14 protein-coding genes are annotated in these 19,092 nt (G+C 61.3%); 8 read left to right on the top strand and 6 right to left on the bottom strand.

Annotated elements, in window-relative coordinates; genetic code table 11:
- Position 1 precedes the first annotated feature (1 nt).
- The 6 genes from rplQ (at position 2) to KUD11_RS00595 (ending at position 7,629) form a co-directional block, all read left to right on the top strand.
- Positions 2-427, top strand: coding sequence for a 50S ribosomal protein L17 (gene rplQ / locus KUD11_RS00620; protein ID WP_109387515.1), 426 nt, complete (start codon positions 2-4; stop codon positions 425-427).
- A 153-nt stretch (positions 428-580) separates the two neighbouring features.
- The gene (locus KUD11_RS00615) at positions 581-1,891 is read left to right on the top strand and encodes a replication-associated recombination protein A (protein ID WP_109388424.1); all 1,311 of its coding nucleotides are present in this window, start codon (positions 581-583) and stop codon (positions 1,889-1,891) included.
- A gap of 221 nt (positions 1,892-2,112) precedes the next feature.
- Entirely contained in the window at positions 2,113-3,720 is a 1,608-nt protein-coding gene (locus KUD11_RS00610; RefSeq protein ID WP_109387517.1) for an ABC transporter substrate-binding protein, read from the top strand.
- Between the two features lie 188 nt (positions 3,721-3,908).
- The gene (locus tag KUD11_RS00605; RefSeq protein WP_109387519.1) at positions 3,909-4,865 is read left to right on the top strand and encodes an ABC transporter permease; all 957 of its coding nucleotides are present in this window, start codon (positions 3,909-3,911) and stop codon (positions 4,863-4,865) included.
- Positions 4,866-4,875: 10 nt separating this feature from the next.
- Complete coding sequence (locus KUD11_RS00600) at positions 4,876-5,937, top strand: ABC transporter permease (RefSeq protein WP_109387521.1); 1,062 nt, start codon at positions 4,876-4,878, stop codon at positions 5,935-5,937.
- 6 nt (positions 5,938-5,943) lie between these two features.
- On the top strand, positions 5,944-7,629 hold the full coding sequence (locus KUD11_RS00595) for an ABC transporter ATP-binding protein (RefSeq protein WP_109387523.1): 1,686 nt from the start codon (positions 5,944-5,946) through the stop codon (positions 7,627-7,629).
- Positions 7,630-7,952: 323 nt separating this feature from the next.
- Here KUD11_RS00595 and KUD11_RS15135 read toward each other — a convergent pair whose 3' ends face one another.
- Both KUD11_RS15135 and carB read right to left on the bottom strand, forming a co-directional pair.
- On the bottom strand, positions 7,953-8,075 hold the full coding sequence (locus KUD11_RS15135) for a hypothetical protein (RefSeq protein WP_258305397.1): 123 nt from the start codon (positions 8,073-8,075) through the stop codon (positions 7,953-7,955).
- A gap of 315 nt (positions 8,076-8,390) precedes the next feature.
- Positions 8,391-11,774, bottom strand: a complete 3,384-nt coding sequence (gene carB / locus KUD11_RS00590) for a carbamoyl-phosphate synthase large subunit (protein WP_109387525.1) — start codon at positions 11,772-11,774, stop codon at positions 8,391-8,393.
- A 170-nt stretch (positions 11,775-11,944) separates the two neighbouring features.
- Here carB and KUD11_RS00585 point away from each other — a divergent pair, with 170 nt between their 5' ends.
- Positions 11,945-13,066 carry an aminodeoxychorismate synthase component I gene (locus KUD11_RS00585; RefSeq protein ID WP_109387527.1) on the top strand — a complete coding sequence of 374 codons (1,122 nt, stop codon included), beginning with the start codon at positions 11,945-11,947 and terminating at the stop codon, positions 13,064-13,066.
- An 85-nt stretch (positions 13,067-13,151) separates the two neighbouring features.
- Entirely contained in the window at positions 13,152-14,927 is a 1,776-nt protein-coding gene (gene aspS / locus KUD11_RS00580) for an aspartate--tRNA ligase (RefSeq protein WP_109388426.1), read from the top strand.
- Here aspS and KUD11_RS00575 read toward each other — a convergent pair.
- From KUD11_RS00575 to KUD11_RS00560, 4 genes are all read right to left on the bottom strand, one after another.
- The gene (locus KUD11_RS00575) at positions 14,924-15,646 is read right to left on the bottom strand and encodes a GNAT family N-acetyltransferase (RefSeq protein ID WP_109387529.1); all 723 of its coding nucleotides are present in this window, start codon (positions 15,644-15,646) and stop codon (positions 14,924-14,926) included. The two genes, aspS and KUD11_RS00575, sit on opposite strands and share 4 nt — an antisense overlap.
- A 63-nt stretch (positions 15,647-15,709) precedes the next feature.
- Complete coding sequence (locus tag KUD11_RS00570) at positions 15,710-16,909, bottom strand: DUF1501 domain-containing protein (RefSeq protein ID WP_109387531.1); 1,200 nt, start codon at positions 16,907-16,909, stop codon at positions 15,710-15,712.
- A gap of 3 nt (positions 16,910-16,912) precedes the next feature.
- Positions 16,913-18,289 (bottom strand): DUF1800 domain-containing protein, encoded by a 1,377-nt coding sequence (locus KUD11_RS00565; protein WP_109387533.1) that lies wholly within the window; start codon positions 18,287-18,289, stop codon positions 16,913-16,915.
- An 80-nt stretch (positions 18,290-18,369) separates the two neighbouring features.
- Complete coding sequence (locus KUD11_RS00560) at positions 18,370-19,086, bottom strand: response regulator (protein WP_109387535.1); 717 nt, start codon at positions 19,084-19,086, stop codon at positions 18,370-18,372.
- Positions 19,087-19,092 lie beyond the last annotated feature (6 nt).

Raw genomic sequence — 19,092 nt, 5'->3', positions numbered from 1 at the left:
CATGCGTCACGCACGAGGTTACCGCCGCCTGAACCGAACCCATGAGCACCGCAAGGCGCTTTGGGCGAACATGGCCGGCTCGCTCATCGAACATGAGCAAATCAAGACCACCCTGCCCAAAGCGAAAGAGCTGCGCCGCATCATCGAGAAGATGATCACACTTGGCAAACGCGGCGATCTGCACGCCCGCCGTCAGGCCGCGAGCCAGCTCAAGCAGGACCAGTATGTCACCAAATTGTTCGGCATTCTTGGCCCCCGCTACAAGGACCGCCAGGGCGGCTACGTCCGCATCATCAAGGCCGGTTTCCGGTATGGTGACATGGCTCCGATGGCGATCATCGAGTTTGTGGAGCGCGATGTGGACGCCAAAGGCAAGGCCGACAAAGCCCGTGTCGCGGCCGAAGATATGGCAGCCTCTGAGGCGTAAACCCTCACGGACCCCAAATTTGAACCGCCGCGCAGGGTTGACCCGCGCGGCGGTTTTTCGTTCCGGGTGCGCGCGCTTGCATTTGCCCAAACCGGGGCGCATATCAAAACCTATGGTCACGCTCCTTCCCTCACGCCGTGCGGCGCTATCTCCATGAGCGATCTTTTCGACTCTGGCACGCCGCCTGAGGTGTCAAAAGCCGCGCCGCGCCCTCTGGCAGACCGGCTTCGGCCGCGCAGCTTGGGTGAGGTAATCGGTCAGGCGCAGCTGCTTGGCCCCGAGGCACCGCTCGGTGTGATGCTTGGGTCGGGCAGTCTGTCGAGCCTTGTATTCTGGGGGCCGCCCGGTGTGGGCAAGACCACCATCGCGCGGCTTTTGGCGGATGAGACGGATTTGCATTTCGTGCAAATCAGCGCCATTTTCACCGGCGTGCCGGACCTCAAAAAGGTGTTTGAGGCCGCACGACACCGTCGCTCAAACGGGCAGGGGACGCTCCTCTTTGTCGACGAAATCCACCGTTTCAACAAGGCGCAGCAAGATGGCTTTCTGCCCCATATGGAAGATGGCACCATCCTTCTGGTCGGTGCCACGACGGAAAACCCGAGCTTTGAGCTGAACGCGGCGCTTTTAAGTCGCGCGCAGGTCCTTGTGCTGGAACGGCTGAGCCTTGCGGATCTGGAGCGGTTGGCGCAGCGCGCCGAGCAGGAGTTGGGCCGCAGCTTACCGCTTGATGGCCCTGCGCGCGAGGCGCTTCTGGAAATGGCCGATGGGGATGGTCGCGCGCTTTTGAACTTGGTTGAGCAGGTGGCGGCGTGGAAGACGGACGCAAAACTGACCTCTGACGCGTTGGCCAAGCGCCTGATGAAACGGGCCGCGAAATACGACAAATCCGGCGATGAGCATTACAATCTCATCTCCGCACTGCATAAATCCGTGCGCGGCTCGGACCCGGACGCGGCTCTTTATTGGCTCGCCCGGATGCTGACGGGCGGCGAGGACCCACGATACCTTGCTCGCCGCATCACCCGCATCGCGATCGAGGATATTGGCCTGGCGGACCCCCAGGCGCATACCGTGTGTCTCAACGCGTGGCAGACTTACGAGCGGCTGGGCAGCCCCGAGGGCGAACTTGCCTTGGGCCAAGCGGTGATCTATCTCGCCCTCGCGCCCAAATCCAACGCAGGTTACGCGGGCTTCAAGGCGGCCATACGAAGTGCGGCGGCCACAGGATCCGAGCCTCCGCCAAAGCACATCCTCAACGCGCCCACCGGGCTGATGAAAGAGCAGGGCTATGGCGCGGGCTACGCCTATGACCACGATGCCGAAGACGGGTTTTCAGGGCAGAACTATTTCCCCGAGGCGATGGAGCGCGCAACGTTGTATGATCCCGTGGAGCGCGGGTTTGAGCGCGAATTGAAGAAGCGCATGGCGTATTTTGACAAACTCCGTACCCGGCGCGGATGACCCGGAAAACCGGAATTTTCTCCCCATTTCCCAACGTAATTACCAAAATTTTACCAAGAATTGGCAATAACGGGGGTAGTCGCGCATGGTTTTTCATGTTTTGTTAGGCGTATGTCGCAAAACAGCTGCTCATGCAGACAATATAAAAGAAAAAATGAGAGCGCCCGAAAAGGGAAGCTCGTGCAGCAAAGCTAAACTCACTAAAATCTCAGGGAGAGAACATGACAAAGGTCAAAGATCAAATGATGCTGGACCGTCTGGCCGCAGCTGCCCGCGAAGGCAGCATCTCGCGCCGGTCCTTTATGAATTATTCCATGGCCGCAGGTCTGACGACGACCACGGCCACCGGCCTGTGGACCACGTCAGCCAAGGCCGCGCCGCAACGTGGCGGCACATGGCGCCTCGCGCAGCATGACGGCAACTCGTCCGACACGCATGACCCCGGCACATATGTTACCTTCGCGATGATCAATCTGGCGCATGCCTACCGCTCATTTCTGACGCAGATTGAAACCGATCAAAGCCTCGGTGGCGATCTTGCCTCTGAATGGATGTCGACCCCGGACGCGAAAGAGTGGACATTCAAACTCAAGCCCGGCGTGTTCCACTCGGGCAAGAAGATGACGGCGGCGGATGTGATCGCGTCGATGAACCATCACCGTGGCGAAAATTCCACGTCGGCTGCAACGGCCCTTTTGGCCGATGTTGAGGACATTGTGGATAATGGCGATATGTCCATCACGTTCAAGCTGAGCGCGCCCAACGCGGATCTGCCATGGTTGCTGACGGATTATCACCTGTGCATTTGCCCCGGCAAAGAAGACGGCACGATTGATTGGCAGTCCGGCGACGGGACAGGCCCCTACCGCCTCGTTGAGAACGAATTTGGCGTGGGCGCACGCCTTGCGCGGCATGAAGATTGGCACGGCGAAGGTGCGTATTTCGATGAGCTGGAAATCCTCATCGTGAATGATCCCAACGCGCGTCAGACCGCCGTTGTGACCGGCGATGTCGACTCGGCCAGCCAAATGGAGAACAAGACGCTTGCCTTGCTCCAACGGAACCAGAATCTTGCGGTGGATAACGTGCCATCGGCGGCGGCGGTCACGATGCCCATGCTGACTGGGCAGGCGCCGTTCGACAATCCCGATGTGCGTATGGCGCTCAAGCTTGCGATTGACCGTGTGGAAATGAACGAAAAGATTTCCTTTGGCGCGGCAACGATCGGCAATGATTTCCACCATTCGCCCGCGATGCCCTATTTCCCCGAGAGCATTGAGCAGCGTACATATGATCCTGACCAAGCGCGTGCCTTGCTGAAGAAGGCTGGCATGGAAGGCCTCACAGTTGACCTGAGCACCGCTGATTCGGTGACATCGGGCGCGGTTGATGCGGCGGTTTTGTATTCAGAGCAGGCAAAGGCCGCCGGGATCAACATCAACGTCGTGCGTGAGCCAAACGATGGCTACTACTCCGATGTTTGGTTGAAAAAGCCATGGTGCATGGTCCAGTGGGGCGCACGCCCAACTCCGGATGTGATGTATTCGCTTGCTTATAAAGACGATGCAGCCTGGAACGAGAGCCAATGGCAAAACGCACGGTTCAATGAACTGCTGCTGATGGCCAAAGCAGAGCTGGACGATTCCAAGCGCGCCGAGATGTATACGGAAATGGGCCAAATTGCTCGGGACGATGGTGGCACAGTCATCCCCTACTTCCCCAACTGGGTTTATGCACGCCGCACGAACGTGCAGACCACAGGCGCTCTCGCGGCCAGCTGGCCGATGGACGGGGGCCGCGCGGCACAGCGCTGGTGGTTCGAGGCCTAAACAAAACGAGCCCGGCGCAGATCACTGCGCCGGGTTTCTCGCTGCCCCGCCGCGCCGCTACCGACGCCAGGGGCCAATATTTAAACCGGACAGCCGCGTAAATCGGGACAAGCCGGTAAAAACTGTTCTACCGTGAAAGCCCGCGAGACATAATTCGGGCGCTACGGCGAAAACAGCAGGAGGGATTCATGGGAGATATTCTGGGACTCGTTGCAAAACGGCTCGGACTGGGAGTGGTGATTTTGCTCATCATCTCCGTCATCATCTTTTTCATGGTTGAGCTTTTGCCCGGCGATATCGCCGAGGCGGTTCTTGGCCAGGGTGCAACCGAGGAAAACCTTGCCGCCATGCGCGAGCAGATGGGCCTCAATAAACCTGCCTTCGTGCGATATTTTGAGTGGCTCGGCGGCGCTATCATGTTTGATTTCGGCAGCTCAATTGTGACCCAAGAGCCCGTGATCAGCGTGATTGGCGAGCGGTTCATGAACACGCTTTTCCTTGCCTCCTACGCAGCGGCCATCGCGGTGCCCTTCGCCATCGTTCTGGGGGTGATCGTCGCCCTTCTGCGCAACACGATCTTTGATCGGGTGGCCAACGTGGCAACGCTCACCTCGATCTCCAGTCCCGAGTTTTTCCTCGGCTACATCCTGATCCTGTTCTTCTCGGTCAAGTGGGGCATGTTCCCCGCCATCGCGAGCATTACCGACAGCATGACCTTTCTGGAACTGCTGGAGCGCACATTCCTTCCCGCGCTGACGCTGGTTCTGGTGGTTGTGGCACACATGATGCGGATGACGCGCGCGTCGATCATCAACCTTCTGGCCTCGCCCTATATCGAGATGGCGCGCCTTAAGGGGACGCCACCCTGGAAGGTGATCGTCAAGCACGCATTGCCAAACGCATGGGCGCCGATCATCAACGTGGTGGCGCTGAACCTTGCCTATCTGATCACCGGTGTGGTGCTCGTGGAGGTGGTGTTCGTTTATCCCGGTGTGGGCCAAGCGCTTGTCGATGCGGTGTCCAAACGTGACTTCCCAGTGGTGCAGGCATGCTGCCTGATCTTCGCGGCGACCTTCATCTTGCTCAATCTTGCAGCAGATGTCGGTGCCATTCTCACCAACCCGCGCCTGCGGCATCCAAAGTAAGGGGATAGACATGAGCATATTCGTCATTGGCTATTATGGCCTTCTTCTTGCCGGGTCCTGCGCGGCTTCGTATTTCAACCAAAGATCAGCGTTCATGCTGCTCTTCTCCCTCACTCTGGTGTCGTTTGTCGTCGGCATCATAGGTGGGACAGGCGCATTGCGGTTCATCGCGATTTGCGCAGGCGGTCTGGCCCTCGCGGCCATGGTGTCTTACGCCTTTCGCGAGTTTCTGATCGCCATCGTAGGAACCGAGCTGGCAAAGGAGCTGCGCACCGCGCCGCTCACCGCCGCTTTCGGGATGTTCATCATCTTCGTCTACGCCATCGCGGGCGTCTTCGCGCCCTGGATTGCACCTTATGGCGAGGCCGAGATCATCACCACGGCGTTTGCGCCTGCGGACGAAAATCTGCTTCTGGGCGCGGATCAGCTGGGCCGTGATATGTTCAGCCGTCTGGTTTACGGGACGCGCAACTCAGTGGGCCTCGCGCTTACCGCGACCTGTGCGGCCTTTATCATGGGGGCGGGGGCCGGTCTTCTGGCGGCCACGAAAGGGGGATGGTTCGATCAGCTGATGGGCCGGTTTGCCGATGTGATCATGTCGATCCCGTCGCTGATCTTCGCTCTGCTGATGCTCTCGATCTTTGGTCCGTCCATGCCCGTCATCATCATCGCGGTGTCGATCATCTACGCTCCGCGCGTCTTCCGCCTTACACGGGCGGTCGCGGGCAACGTGGTCGTGATGGACTATATTGAGGCGGCCAAACTGCGCGGCGAAGGCACCGGATATCTCATCCGGCGCGAGATCCTGCCGAACTCCACAGCCCCTCTGGTGGCTGAGTTCGGGCTGGAGTTCTGCTTCGTGTTCCTTTTGGTGGCGGGTCTGTCGTTTCTTGGTCTGGGGATCCAGCCACCGACGGCGGATTGGGGGTCCATGGTGCGCGAGAACGCAACCCTGATTTCATTCGGCGAGATAACACCGCTGATCCCTGCCGCCGCCATCGCGCTTTTGACCGTCGCGGTCAATTTCGTTGTGGATTGGATGCTGCACCGGTCGTCCGGTTTGAAGGAGTAATCAGACATGCCTAAGAAAAAAGACGTCCTTCTGAAAATTCGCAATCTGAAGATTCAGGGCTATTCGGATGAAACATGGGTCGACATCATCAAAGGTGTCGATCTGACCCTCCACCGCGGCGAGGTCATGGGCCTCATCGGCGAGTCTGGCGCAGGTAAGTCCACGATCGGCGCGGCCGCCATGGGCTATGCCCGTGACGGCACGCGCATTACCGAGGACAGCACCATCGAGTTTGATGGGATGGAACTGACCACAGCCACCGAAGGTGAGCGGCGCGCTCTGCGCGGCAGCCGGATTGCTTATGTTGCGCAATCGGCAGCGGCCTCGTTCAACCCGGCGCACAAAATCATTGATCAGCATACTGAGGCCCCGCTTCAGTATCGCCTGAAAAAGCGGATGGAGGCGCAGGAAGACGCGGTTGATCTCTACAACCGTCTGCGCCTGCCCAACCCTGCCGAAATCGGCTTTCGCTATCCTCATCAGGTATCGGGTGGACAGTTGCAGCGCGCGATGACGGCCATGGCCATGTCGTGCCGTCCCGATCTCATCATCTTTGATGAGCCGACGACAGCGCTCGATGTGACCACCCAGATTGAGGTTCTGGCCGCAATCCGCGACATCGTGGAGCAGTTCAATACGGCGGCGCTCTACATCACCCATGACCTCGCGGTCGTGGCGCAGATGGCCGATACGATCAAGGTGCTGCTCAAGGGCAACGAGGTCGAGCAAGCCTCGACCGAGGAAATGCTGAAAAACCCCAAGGAGGAATATACCAAATCCCTCTGGGCGGTCCGCAGCTTCGAGAGCCCGCAACGATACCGTCCCAAGGATGGCACACCGCTTATCACGGTCAAGAATGTCGACGCGGCCTATACCGCTGGCCCCAAGATCCTCGATGGTGTCAGCTTTGATATCTATGAGGGGATGACTGTCGCGGTCGTGGGTGAATCCGGCTCGGGGAAATCCACCTGTGCGCGGGTGATCACCGGGCTATTGCCGCCGCAAAAGGGCGAGATCCTGTTCAAGGGCGAATCCTTCCCGCCGGATTATCGCCAGCGCAACAAAGAGCAGTTGCGCCAATGCCAGATGATTTATCAGATGGCCGATACCGCGCTGAACCCGAAGGTGAAAATCTCCGAGATCATCGGGCGTCCGGCGCAGTTCTATTCGGGCCTCAAGGGCACTGCCCTGAAGGCGCGGGTGGACGAGCTTCTCGATCTGATCGAGCTTGAGCCGTCAAAATACTACAACCGCTATCCGCCCGAGCTTTCGGGGGGGCAGAAGCAACGGATCGGGATCGCGCGCGCGCTTGCGGCGGAGCCGAGCTTCATCGTCTGTGACGAGGTTACATCGGCTCTTGATCAGCTTGTGGCGGAAGGCATCCTGCGTCTGTTGGACCGTCTGCAAAACGAGCTGAACCTTGCCTACATGTTCATCACACACGATCTGGCCACAGTGCGGTCGATCGCTGATGAGGTGATCGTGATGCAGCACGGCAAGGTCGTCGAGCAGGGGCCGAAGGACGACATGTTCAAGCCACCCCACCATCCCTATACGGACCTGTTGCTCAGTTCCGTGCCAGAGATGGACCCCAACTGGCTCACCACCCTTCTCGAAGAGCGGGGCGTGGACAATCTGGGCGATGCGGCTGCGGCCAAGATCAGCCCCGGTGACAAAAAAATCGTGACCTGAGGGCTGTGATAGTTACATGAAAAAAGCGGCGGAGGGGAAACCCTTCGCCGCTTTTTCGTATCGTGTGATCGCGTATCAGATGATGGAAAGCGCCGAGACCGTCATCGCCCCGATGATGATGCCATACACGATCAACAGCCCTGGCAGGCTGCCGGAGCGAGCGCGCAACTCGCGGTTCAACTCCTCGCGTGTCATGACAAAATTCCTTTGGATCGGGCAGGCGCGTATCGGGACAAGCTGCACACAGATTGTGAGGCTGCATTGCGTCAGCCTCAAGTCGTGCGATACTGTCTTTGTGTCTGGGTCAGGCCCGGTCTCAGCGCTTAGGCGGTGATTGCCATTGCGGTGAAGACCATCGTGCCGATGAGCAACGCATAAACAAAAAGCACGGCCGGGAAGGTGGCACTATGCATACGAAGTTCGCGGTTCAATTCGTCCCTGGTCATGGGTGCCTCCTTTAGATTTCGTGCGGGTGTTACGGTCTCAGATCCGGCAAGCTCACCTTGCCTTGATCCGCAAATAGCTATTTCCCCAAATCTTGCAATACCGAAACACCTAAAAATCCATGCAGTTATTGCATGGCTGATCCGGGGTTATGGCATGGCTTTAGTGGAGACCTTTAAGTATTTGATTTTGAAATTAAAAAGTTAAATGAAAATTGTTTCAAGAAGGTGCTGCGCGCGTGTCTTATGTGACGAAGACAGGATGTCGCAGGCCTTGGGTGCTGAAAAGCCACACTCCGGCCTGCTGAAGAGGTCTGATCAGGCCCCGGCGCCCTGAAGCGGCATGACCTGCAAATCACCCTCGCGGCGCGCTTTCATTGCTTGTGCAGTTGCCAATGCGGCGGCGGCAGTGGTGAAATACGGGATCTTGTCATAAAGCGCGACCGAGCGGATCTCGCGGCTGTCTTCAACTGCGAGCGCCCCCTCGGTTGTGTTCATCACCAGAGCGATCTCGCCATCCTTGAGCATATCGACCACGTTGGGCCGTCCCTCATAAACCTTGTTGACCACTTCGCAGGTGATCTCGCTTGTCGCGAGGAAGCTGGCCGTGCCGCGTGTGGCCACGATGGAGAAGCCAAGGGACACAAGGATCTGCGCCGTCTCGATCAGTTGAGGGGTCTTGTCGCTGTCTTTGATGGAGAAGAAGACCTTGCCACCCTCGGGAAGATCCACGCCTGCGCCCATCTGCGCCTTGAGGAAGGCACGCGGGAAGCTGGTGTCCCAGCCCATGACTTCACCGGTGGAGCGCATCTCGGGGCCGAGGATGGTGTCCACACCCGGAAAGCGCGCAAACGGCAGCACGGCCTCTTTCACCGAGAACCACGGCATGCGGTAATCGGCCAGCGTCATTTGGTCCGCCATGGGCAGGCTGCCCGGAACCGCGTGCTCTGGGTAGCCACCGCGATGCGGGAAGGCGCTCAGCGGCTCTCCGGCCATCAGGCGGGCGGCGATGGACGCGATGGCGCTGTCGGTGGCCTTGGCCACGAAGGGCACGGTGCGCGACGCGCGAGGGTTTACCTCGATGAGATATATATCATCGCCCTTGACCGCGAATTGCACGTTCATCAGGCCCACGACCTTGAGCGCGCGGGCCAGCGCCACGGTCTGGCGCTCGATCTCTTGGAGCACGCTGGCCGTCAGCGTGTAGGGCGGGATGGAGCAGGCGCTGTCGCCCGAATGGACGCCCGCCTCCTCGATATGTTGCATGATGCCTGCGACATGGACGTTCTCACCATCGCAAAGCGCATCCACATCACATTCAATCGCACCCGAGAGGTAGCCATCGAGCAGGACGGGGCTATCGCCGGACACGACGACCGCCTCGGCGATATAGCGCTCCAGCTGCGCCATATCGCGTACGATCTCCATCGCGCGCCCGCCCAGAACGTAAGAGGGCCGGATCACGAGGGGGAAGCCAATACTCTCGGCAATCGCCAGCGCCTCGGCATCGGTGGACGCGATCCCATTATGGGGTTGCTTGAGGCCAAGTTTGGTCACCAGCGCCTGAAAGCGCTCACGGTCTTCGGCCAGATCAATCGCGTCGGGCGAGGTGCCAAGGATTGGGATACCTTCGGCCTCAAGCGCATTGGCGAGCTTGAGCGGGGTCTGCCCGCCAAATTGCACGATGACGCCGTGCAGCGTGCCATTACGGCGCTCCACGTCGAGAATTTCCATCACATGCTCGAATGTCAGCGGCTCAAAATAGAGCCGGTCCGAGGTGTCGTAGTCGGTGCTGACCGTCTCGGGGTTGCAGTTGATCATGATCGTCTCATAGCCCACATCCGTCAGGGCATAGCACGCATGACAACAGCAATAGTCGAACTCGATTCCTTGGCCGATCCGGTTGGGACCGCCACCAAGGATCACGACTTTCTTGCGGTCTGAGGGCCGTGCCTCGCACTCGACATCGCCCATCATCGGGGCCTCGTAGGTGGAGTACATATAGGGCGTTTGCGCCTCGAACTCGGCGGCGCATGTGTCGATCCGTTTGAACACGGCTGTCACACCTGCGGCGCGGCGGGCGCGGCGCACGTCAGTCTCTGACTGGCCGGTCAGCTTGGCCAGACGCGCATCGGTGAAGCCCATCATCTTGAGACGGCGCAGCCCGGCCTCGTCGCTCGGCAGGCCGCTTGCGCGGACCACCTCCTCGGCCTCCACAATCTCGCGGATGCGGGCGAGGAACCACGGATCGAACATGGTGACCGCGTGGATGTCGTCATAGCCGAAGCCGTATCGCATTGCCTGCGCGATCACGCGAATTCGGTCGGGAGTTTGTTGCGCAAGTGCACGATTAATTGCTGGCCTGTTTTTTGCGAGCCACGTTTCATATTCGGTGCTGATTTCGCGAAATCCGTCTTCGCTCAGGACAGCAACCCCATTAAACGGGAAGGTGTCTATGCCTTCAATCTCGATCTCGTCAAACCCCGTGAGGTCTGTCTCCATCGACGCAAGCGCCTTTTGCAGAGACTCGTGGATCGTCCGGCCAATCGCCATCGCCTCGCCCACGGATTTCATGGCCGTGGTGAGATGTGGCTCGGAGCCGGGGAATTTCTCGAACGCGAAGCGCGGGATTTTGGTGACGACATAGTCGATTGTCGGCTCAAAGGACGCAGGCGTCACGCGCGTGATATCGTTGTCCAACTCGTCCAGCGTATAGCCCACGGCGAGCTTCGCCGCGATCTTGGCAATCGGGAAACCCGTGGCCTTGGACGCCAGCGCCGAGGAGCGTGAGACCCGCGGGTTCATCTCGATCACCACCATGCGCCCGTCGGCGGGGTTGATCGCCCATTGCACGTTCGATCCGCCCGTCTCGACGCCGATCTCGCGCAGCACGGCGATGCTTTGATTGCGCATGATCTGATATTCTTTGTCGGTGAGCGTCAGGGCCGGAGCCACTGTGATGCTGTCGCCGGTATGCACGCCCATCGGGTCGACGTTTTCAATCGCACAGACGATGATCGCGTTGTCGGCGGTGTCGCGGACCACCTCCATTTCAAACTCTTTCCAGCCCAAGAGCGACTCGTCGATCAGGATCTGGCTGACGGGCGAAGCATCAAGCCCCGTTTTGCAAAAATGCTCATAGTCGTCGCGGTTGTAAGCCACGCCGCCGCCCGTGCCGCCCAGTGTAAAGGCAGGCCGGATGATCGCAGGCAGGCCCACGTAATCAATCGCGGCCATGCATTCTTCCATCGTGTTGGCGATGGTTGCTTTGGGGTTCTCAATGCCCAGACGGTCCATCGCTTCACGGAAAAGCTTGCGGTCCTCTGCCATCTCGATGGCCTTGCGGTTGGCCCCGATAAGCTCCACGCCGAATTTCTCCAAAACGCCCATATCGGCCACCGCGAGCGCTGTGTTCAGCCCGGTCTGCCCGCCCATCGTGGGCAGCAAGGCATCGGGGCGCTCTTTCTCGATAATCTTGGCCACGATCTCGGGTGTGATCGGCTCGATATAGGTGGCATCGGCGAGGCCGGGATCTGTCATAATGGTTGCTGGGTTGGAATTTACCAGAATGACCCGGTATCCCTCTTCGCGCAGCGCCTTGCAGGCTTGTGCGCCGGAATAGTCAAACTCACAGGCCTGTCCGATGATGATGGGGCCCGCCCCGATGATCATGATGGAGGAAATATCGTTTCGCTTCGGCATGTCAGGGTCCCTGGGGCAGCGCGCGCGCAGATGGGCGCAAATTGGAGGCGGTTATATCCTCAAGGGCCGCACGCGCAAGGGGGCAGGGCGGAGGCTCATGCGAATTTTCCCTGTTTTTCTGTGCCCCCGCGCACTACCTAAGCGGCGCAAGCTTGAGAAGGAGCGCGCGGTTGCAGATTCGCTTTGATCATGGCCCCGGTGGCGGCCCCCGCAGCTTTGCCGCGCCCACGCGGATTATCGAGGCGTGGGAGCCTGCCGATGTGCCTGCCGCCTTTGCCGATTTGGAGGCCGCGCGAGCCGAGGGGCTATGGCTTGCGGGGTTTGCGAGCTATGAGCTTGGCTATGCTCTGGAGCCGCGCCTCGCGCCTTTGATGCCTGCGCGCCGTCGCCTGCCGCTGATGCGGTTTGGGGCTTACGAGGCGCCCGTGGAGGCACCCGCTTTGGCCACTGGCCCCGCCTCTTTGGGCAAGATCACGCCAGAATGGAATGCCGCGCGCTACGCCGAGGCGTTTGAGGTCGCGCACAAGCTGATCTGTGCGGGCGATATCTATCAGGCGAACCTGACCTTCCCACTCCATATGACGGCCACGGGCACCGCGTCCGCGCTCTACGCCGCTCTTGCCGCCGTGCAGCCTGTGCGCTTTGGCGCGTTGGTCGAAGGGGATGGCCCCGCCCTTCTGTCCCGCTCGCCCGAGCTTTTTTTCCGCACCGATGGGCAGGGCGGTATCGAGACCCGCCCGATGAAAGGCACCCAACCGCGCAGCGCCGATCCCGCCGAGGATGCACGCCGCCGCGCGTTTCTCTCGGCAGATGAGAAAAACCGCGCCGAGAACCTGATGATCGTGGACCTTCTGCGCAATGATATCTCGCGCGTGTGCCAGCCGGGTAGCGTGAAGGTGCCCGATCTGTTCACCGTCGAGACCTATGAGACGCTGCACCAGATGACCTCGCGCATCACTGGCGCGCTGATGCCGGGCGCAAGCCTCACGGATATCTTCCAGGCTCTCTTCCCCTGCGGCTCCATCACCGGCGCACCCAAGCTCCGCGCGATGCAGATCCTGGCCGAGCTGGAGCCTGCCCCACGTGAGATCTACTGCGGCACCATCGGCTGGGCCGCTCCCGACGGGCGGGCCGAGTTCAACGTGGCCATTCGCACGCTTTTGCTGGAGCAAGGGCGCGCCACGCTCAACGTGGGCGGCGGCGTGGTCTATGACAGCACGGCCGCGGCGGAATATGAAGAAGCCCTCTGGAAAGCGCGGTTTGCGGCGGCCCTCGCGCCTGCGCCTGCCTGAGCGCCCCTTGACTTTACGCGTCGGGCAATGTGTATCGGCCCCTACCGAATTCCGTGTCCCCGAAGGACGCAAAAAGGGGAAAACGATGCACGCATATCGCAGCCATACCTGCGCGGCCTTGAGCAAATCCAACGTGGGCGAGACGGTCCGCCTGTCGGGTTGGGTCCACCGGATCCGCGACCATGGCGGGGTTCTCTTCGTCGATCTGCGCGATCATTACGGTATGACGCAACTGCTCTGCGATCCTGATAGCGCGGCGTTTGGCGATGTGGAAAAGCTCCGTTCCGAATGGTGCATCCGCATTGATGGTGAGGTGAAGGCGCGCGATGCGTCTCTCGTGAACGGAAAAATTCCCACCGGCGAGATCGAGGTGTTTGTTCGCGCGGTTGAGGTTCTGGGTTCCGCCAAGGAGCTGCCTTTGATCGTGTTTGGCGATCAGGAATATCCTGAGGAAACGCGCCTCAAATATCGCTATCTCGACCTGCGCCGCGAGGTGATGCAGCGCAACATGACGCTGCGCTCGGACGTGGTCGCCTCCATGCGTCGCCGCATGTGGGACCAAGCGTTCCGGGAATACCAGACGCCGATCATCACCGCCTCCAGCCCCGAAGGCGCGCGCGATTTTCTGGTGCCCTCGCGGTTGCATCCCGGCAAATTCTACGCCCTGCCGCAGGCCCCGCAGCAGTTCAAACAGCTGATCATGGTCTCGGGCTTTGACAAATATTTCCAGATCGCGCCGTGTTTCCGCGACGAAGACCCCCGCGCCGACCGCTCGCCCACGGATTTCTACCAGCTTGATCTTGAGATGTCCTTTGTCGAGCAACAAGACGTGTTCGACACGATCCAGCCGGTGCTCACCGGCATTTTCGAGGAGTTCGGCGGCGGGCGCACAGTCGATCAGGAGTGGCCGGAGATTTCCTACGCCGACGCAGCCCTCTGGTATGGCACCGACAAGCCCGACCTGCGCAACCCGATCAAGATGCAGGTCGTCTCCGAGCATTTCGCAGGCTCCGGCTTTGCGATCTTTGCTAAATTGCTGGAGCAGGAGGGGACGGAAATCCGCGCCATCCCAGCGCCGGGCGGAGGGTCGCGCAAGTTCTGCGACCGCATGAACGCCTTTGCGCAAAAAGAAGGGCTGCCGGGGATGGGGTATATTTTCTGGCGCGATCAGGGCGAAGGGATGGAAGCCGCAGGCCCCCTCGCCAAAAACATCGGCTCAGAGCGCACGGAAGCCATCCGCCAACAGCTTGGCCTTGGCGTGGGCGACGCGGCGTTCTTCCTTGGTGGCAAGCCCAAAGCGTTTGAGACCGTCGCGGGCAAGGCGCGCGTGGAGATTGGCAATGAGCTTGGCCTGACCGACGAGAACCGCTTTGCCTTTGCGTGGATCGTGGACTTCCCGATTTACGAGCGTGACGAGGAAACAGGCCGGATTGATTTTGAGCATAACCCGTTTTCCATGCCGCAAGGCGGGATGGAGGCGCTTGAGGGAGATCCACTGAAAGTGCTGGGATATCAATATGATCTGGCGTGCAACGGCTATGAGCTTGTGTCAGGTGCCATTCGGAACCACCGCCCCGAGATCATGTTCAAAGCCTTCGAGATTGCCGGATACGGCAAGGACGAGGTCGAAAAACGCTTCGGCGGGATGGTCAACGCGTTCCAATACGGCGCGCCGCCGCATGGGGGCTGCGCCGCCGGGATCGACCGGATCGTGATGCTTCTGGCCGATGAGGCGAATATCCGCGAGGTCATCATGTTCCCGATGAACCAGCGCGCCGAGGATCTGATGATGAACGCACCGTCAGAGCCTGCAGCGGATCAGCTGATGGACCTGAATCTGCGCGTCATCCCGAAAGACTAACGCGTTGAAAGAAGAGGATCTTCCCCGCCGCGCACAAGGCGGGTGAGATCGCTCAGCCGCTCGCGCTGCTGCCCGTCCGGCCCGAAATTCGACGGATCAAGCCAGAGCCGAAACGCCTCGTCCAGCGCGGGCCATTCGCCGTCAATCGCCGCAAACCACGCCGTGTCGCGGTTGCGCCCCTTGACCACGGTGGCCTGCCGAAACACCCCCTCATAGGTCAGCCCAAGCCGCTGCGCCGCGCGCCGCGAGGGCCGGTTGAGCGCATCGCATTTCCACTCATACCGCCTGTATCCCGCCTCAAAAGCCCATTTCATCATCAGATACATCGCCTCGGTCGCGGCCCGCGTCCGCTGCAAGCCGGGGGCCATGGCGATCCAGCCCACCTCGATGGAGCCCGCCGCAGGTTGTATGCGCAGGTAAGAGGCAAAGCCGCTGAAAGCGCCGCTTTCCTTGTCGAATATCGCATGAAACACGAAATCCTGCGAACCCGTGACCTCCTTCATCCAGCGGTGAAACTGCGCCGAGGAGGCAAACGGCCCGGCAGGCATGTAATCCCAAACCCAGTCATGCCCATCAAAGGCCCGAAACAGCAGGGCGGCATGGGTGTCCGCATCCAGCCGCTCCAGCCGGACATAGCGCCCGTCCATCATGGCCCCGGTCGGCGCGGGTGGCGGCGTCCACCTGGGGAGGAGGGGGCCAACGGGGCGGGGATCTGTCATTACGATATCCTCAGTATGCTGGGTGATGATAGGCAGGGCAGGGCTGAGAATAAAAGCGGATTTTCAAAAGATAATCCGAGGGTCCGCCCCCATATCAAGGCCCGGGAACACGGTGCGGGTGAGATCGGCCTCGGATACGTCAAACATCGGGCGTAGTATCCAAGCAAGATGCGCGCGCAGGTCTCGCGTGGGCCGCAGATCGCGGCGTTGGTAGAGATCCGCCTCGCTCAGGCCCGGCCAATCGGTGATAACGCGCCCGCCATTCAGCGCACCACCTGCAAGGATCATCGCGCCCGCCGTGCCGTGATCCGTCCCGCCCGAGCCGTTGAGCCGCGCGGTGCGGCCAAACTCCGTCACCGCGACAATCGCGGTTTTTTCCCAGACCGTGCCGAGGGTCTCTTGGAGGGTAAGCACCGCCTCGGTCAGCCGCTCCAGCGCGCGGGGCAGGTTGCGATCCTGTCGCGCATGAGTGTCAAACCCGGCTAGCGAGAAGGCCGCGATCCGCGTGTCGCCGCGAAGCCGGGAGGCCGCGAAACGGGCGATCTCCGTGGGGGCGGCTGCGCGCTGCGCGCGGCGGCTGCTTTGCGCCATCGCGTTCATCATATCGCCCTCGGTGATCTCCTCGCCTTCGGGCAGACCCGCTTGGGACAGCGAAATTGCCTCCAGCGCCGCGATGCGAAAGAGCGGGTCGTCATGCAGCACGCGCTCCAGCAACATCTTGGCCTGCGGGCTGAGCGTGAGGGCCGCATCGGGGGCCCAATTGGCCACCGGGGACGCGCCGCGCGTGAGCAACATGTCTGCGCGGCCAATCGCATAGGCCGTCTCGGCCTCGGCGCCGGGCATCAGGCTGAGCAAGCGGTTTAGCCAGCCATCGCGGGTTTGCCCCAGCGCGTCCATCCCCATGCCCGCCTCCAAAAGATCCTGCCCGTCGAAATGGCTGCGCCTGTCGCGGTAGGGGGTGGAGACGGCATGCACGGCGCTCAATTGGCCCTTGGTCCAGAGCGGGAGGAGCGGGCTGAGTGCAGGGTGCAGGCCGAAAAAGCCATCAAGATCAGCGTCTTTTCCCATACCGCCCCGTAAGGTGGCAAGGCCGGGATCACCTATGGGACGCACCGCATCAAGGCCGTCCATCGCCCCGCGCAGGATGATCACCACAAGGCGGTTCTCTCCCGGTGTGCTCGCGAAGGTGACGGGCGTCATCAGGGGGCTTGCGGCGGCGGAGCATCCAAGGGCGAGCATGTGGCGGCGGGTAAGTTTGGGCATGGCTCAGACCCTCTGAAATGCTGGGGACGCGAGGATAAGGCCGATCCCCTCGGCGCGCGTCTCGGCCCCCAAGGCGGCGGAGCGGACGGGGGCGGGGATATCTATGCCAAGGGCCGCGCGGGCAAACTCCTCGGGCCGGGGCAGGGCGCGGCGGATCTGGAAGGGCGCTGTCATGGCCCAGCTGATCCGCGCGGCCAGACGCTGTGGTGTGATCCAGTCGAGATCGTCCTCCGCAAAGCCATCGGGGCCGGGGGGCTGGCCCGGCGGCTGGCCCATAAGCGTCATGGGTGCGGTAAAAAGGGCGTCCATCTTGCGCGGGGCAGTGAGGGGGATGTGGCGCGGCACCAGATCGAGGGCGCGCAGCGCGCTGCCGATGAAATCGACCGGGCGTTTCACGTTACGTGCCTCGGGCTGCCACGCGGCCGGGTGGGTGAGCAGCGCTTCGGTCAGCGCGGCCAGATCGCCATCCGTCGATTGAAATACACCACTCAAAGCATCCACCAACGCCGCATCTGGCCTGTCCGAGATAAAATGCACGGCCAGTTTGCGCGCAACATGCGCAGCCGTTGCCGGGTGTGCGGCAAGTGCGTCAAGCGCGGCATAGATATCGGCCAGCCGCGCGGTTTCACCGCCATAGCTTATGCCAAGCACCGTCTCTGCCCCCGGCTCTGCCAGATTGGGCCGAAACTCGAACCCGCGCTCCATATGAAAGGTGAGGCCGGTCAGCAGCTTGGCAAGCTCGGTCACATCAGCCTGAGTATACGGACCATCTGCGCCCAGCGTATGCAGCTCCAGCATTTCGCGCGCGAGGTTCTCGTTCAGCCCGCGCCCACGCGCCTGCCCGATGGGGCTGTTTGCCCCGGCGGAGCGATGCTGATCGAGATAGCTGAGCATCAACGGCTGGGTCATCACGGCGCGCAGCATGTCCCCGAAACGGCCCGTCACGTGGGGGCGCACGGCCTCCTCCACGTATGGCAGCTGCACAAGCCCCCAAAGCTGCCCATCGCCGCGCGCGGTGAAATGATCGGCCCAGAAGGCGGTGAGCCGTTCGCGCAATCCGTCGCGGGTCAGTGCGCGGCGCAAAAGCACATGCCCGCCCCAGCGCGTGGCATCAAGGCGGAGCGCTTTGCGGAGCGCCCGGTAGCTCTCAAGCGTCTCGGCGCGCGCCGTGTCCGTGGCGGTGGTCCTACGGGCCTGACGTGCCAGTTGTAGACCCCGCAGGCGGGGCAGCACTTGGGAAAAGGTGGGGATGGGAAAGGCCGCTGCCGCCTCGTCGGGCGCGCGCAGGCGCTCCATGATCTCGGCCGCGCTTGCTGGCCCCGCAATGCCGGGTGCCAAGCCGCAGCCAAACCGCTTTTCCGCGCGCTCAGGGTCAAACACCGCACCGCTCCTCTCACCCACCCAAACGCAATATAGGCAGGGGGCCGCGCGATTGCACCTATTCGCGAAAGGGTGCGCGCCTACATCACAGCGCGATCATTCAGCCGCTCCTGCACGAGGCCCGCAACCCGTGCCAGCCGCGTGTCGAGCCCTGATCCGTCACTGCCGGCCTCGCTGAGTGCGGTGGCGGCGGCGGCGAGTTGCGCGTCTTCGGCTGAGCGTGCAACGCCGCAGATGAATTGCGCGAGATAGCGCACCACGCGCTTGTCCGGGGAGGCATCGAGCAGGTTTGAGACGTGAATCATGTCGTCGCGGTAGGCCATCGGGTCGGGCGAGATCAACTCATCACGAACCACGCGCGGCCCGGACGGGCGGCGATCCTCGGGCAGGGTGGCCAGAACGGCCTGTTGAAACGTCCCGAGATTGAGAACAGGCTTGGGCAGGAAACCATCGGCCCCCGCCGCCAGAGCGGCCACACGGGCTGTATCTTCGCCGCTGGTGGCCAGAATGGAGATGACACGGGGCCGCGCATTGGCCAATTCGCGGATAAGCTCCACACCTGAGCCATCGGGCAGGCCCACGTCAATCACCACCGCAGAGGGGCGATAGACCTGAAGGTGACGCCGCGCGGAGCGCAGACAATCGGCCCGCCGGATACGCGCCCCGCTATGAAGGCACATCAGCCGCATCGCATCGCACGCATAAAGGCTATCCTCGACCACCAGAATCGTCATGCCCAAAAGGGGGCGCGCCGCAGTGGGGCTGAGTGTCGGGGCAAATCCGGCAAGATCGTCCATGTCTGT

This window comes from Roseovarius carneus, assembly GCF_020141465.1.
Lineage (GTDB): Bacteria > Pseudomonadota > Alphaproteobacteria > Rhodobacterales > Rhodobacteraceae > Roseovarius > Roseovarius carneus.
This window is presented reverse-complemented; position numbering and strand designations above follow the sequence as displayed.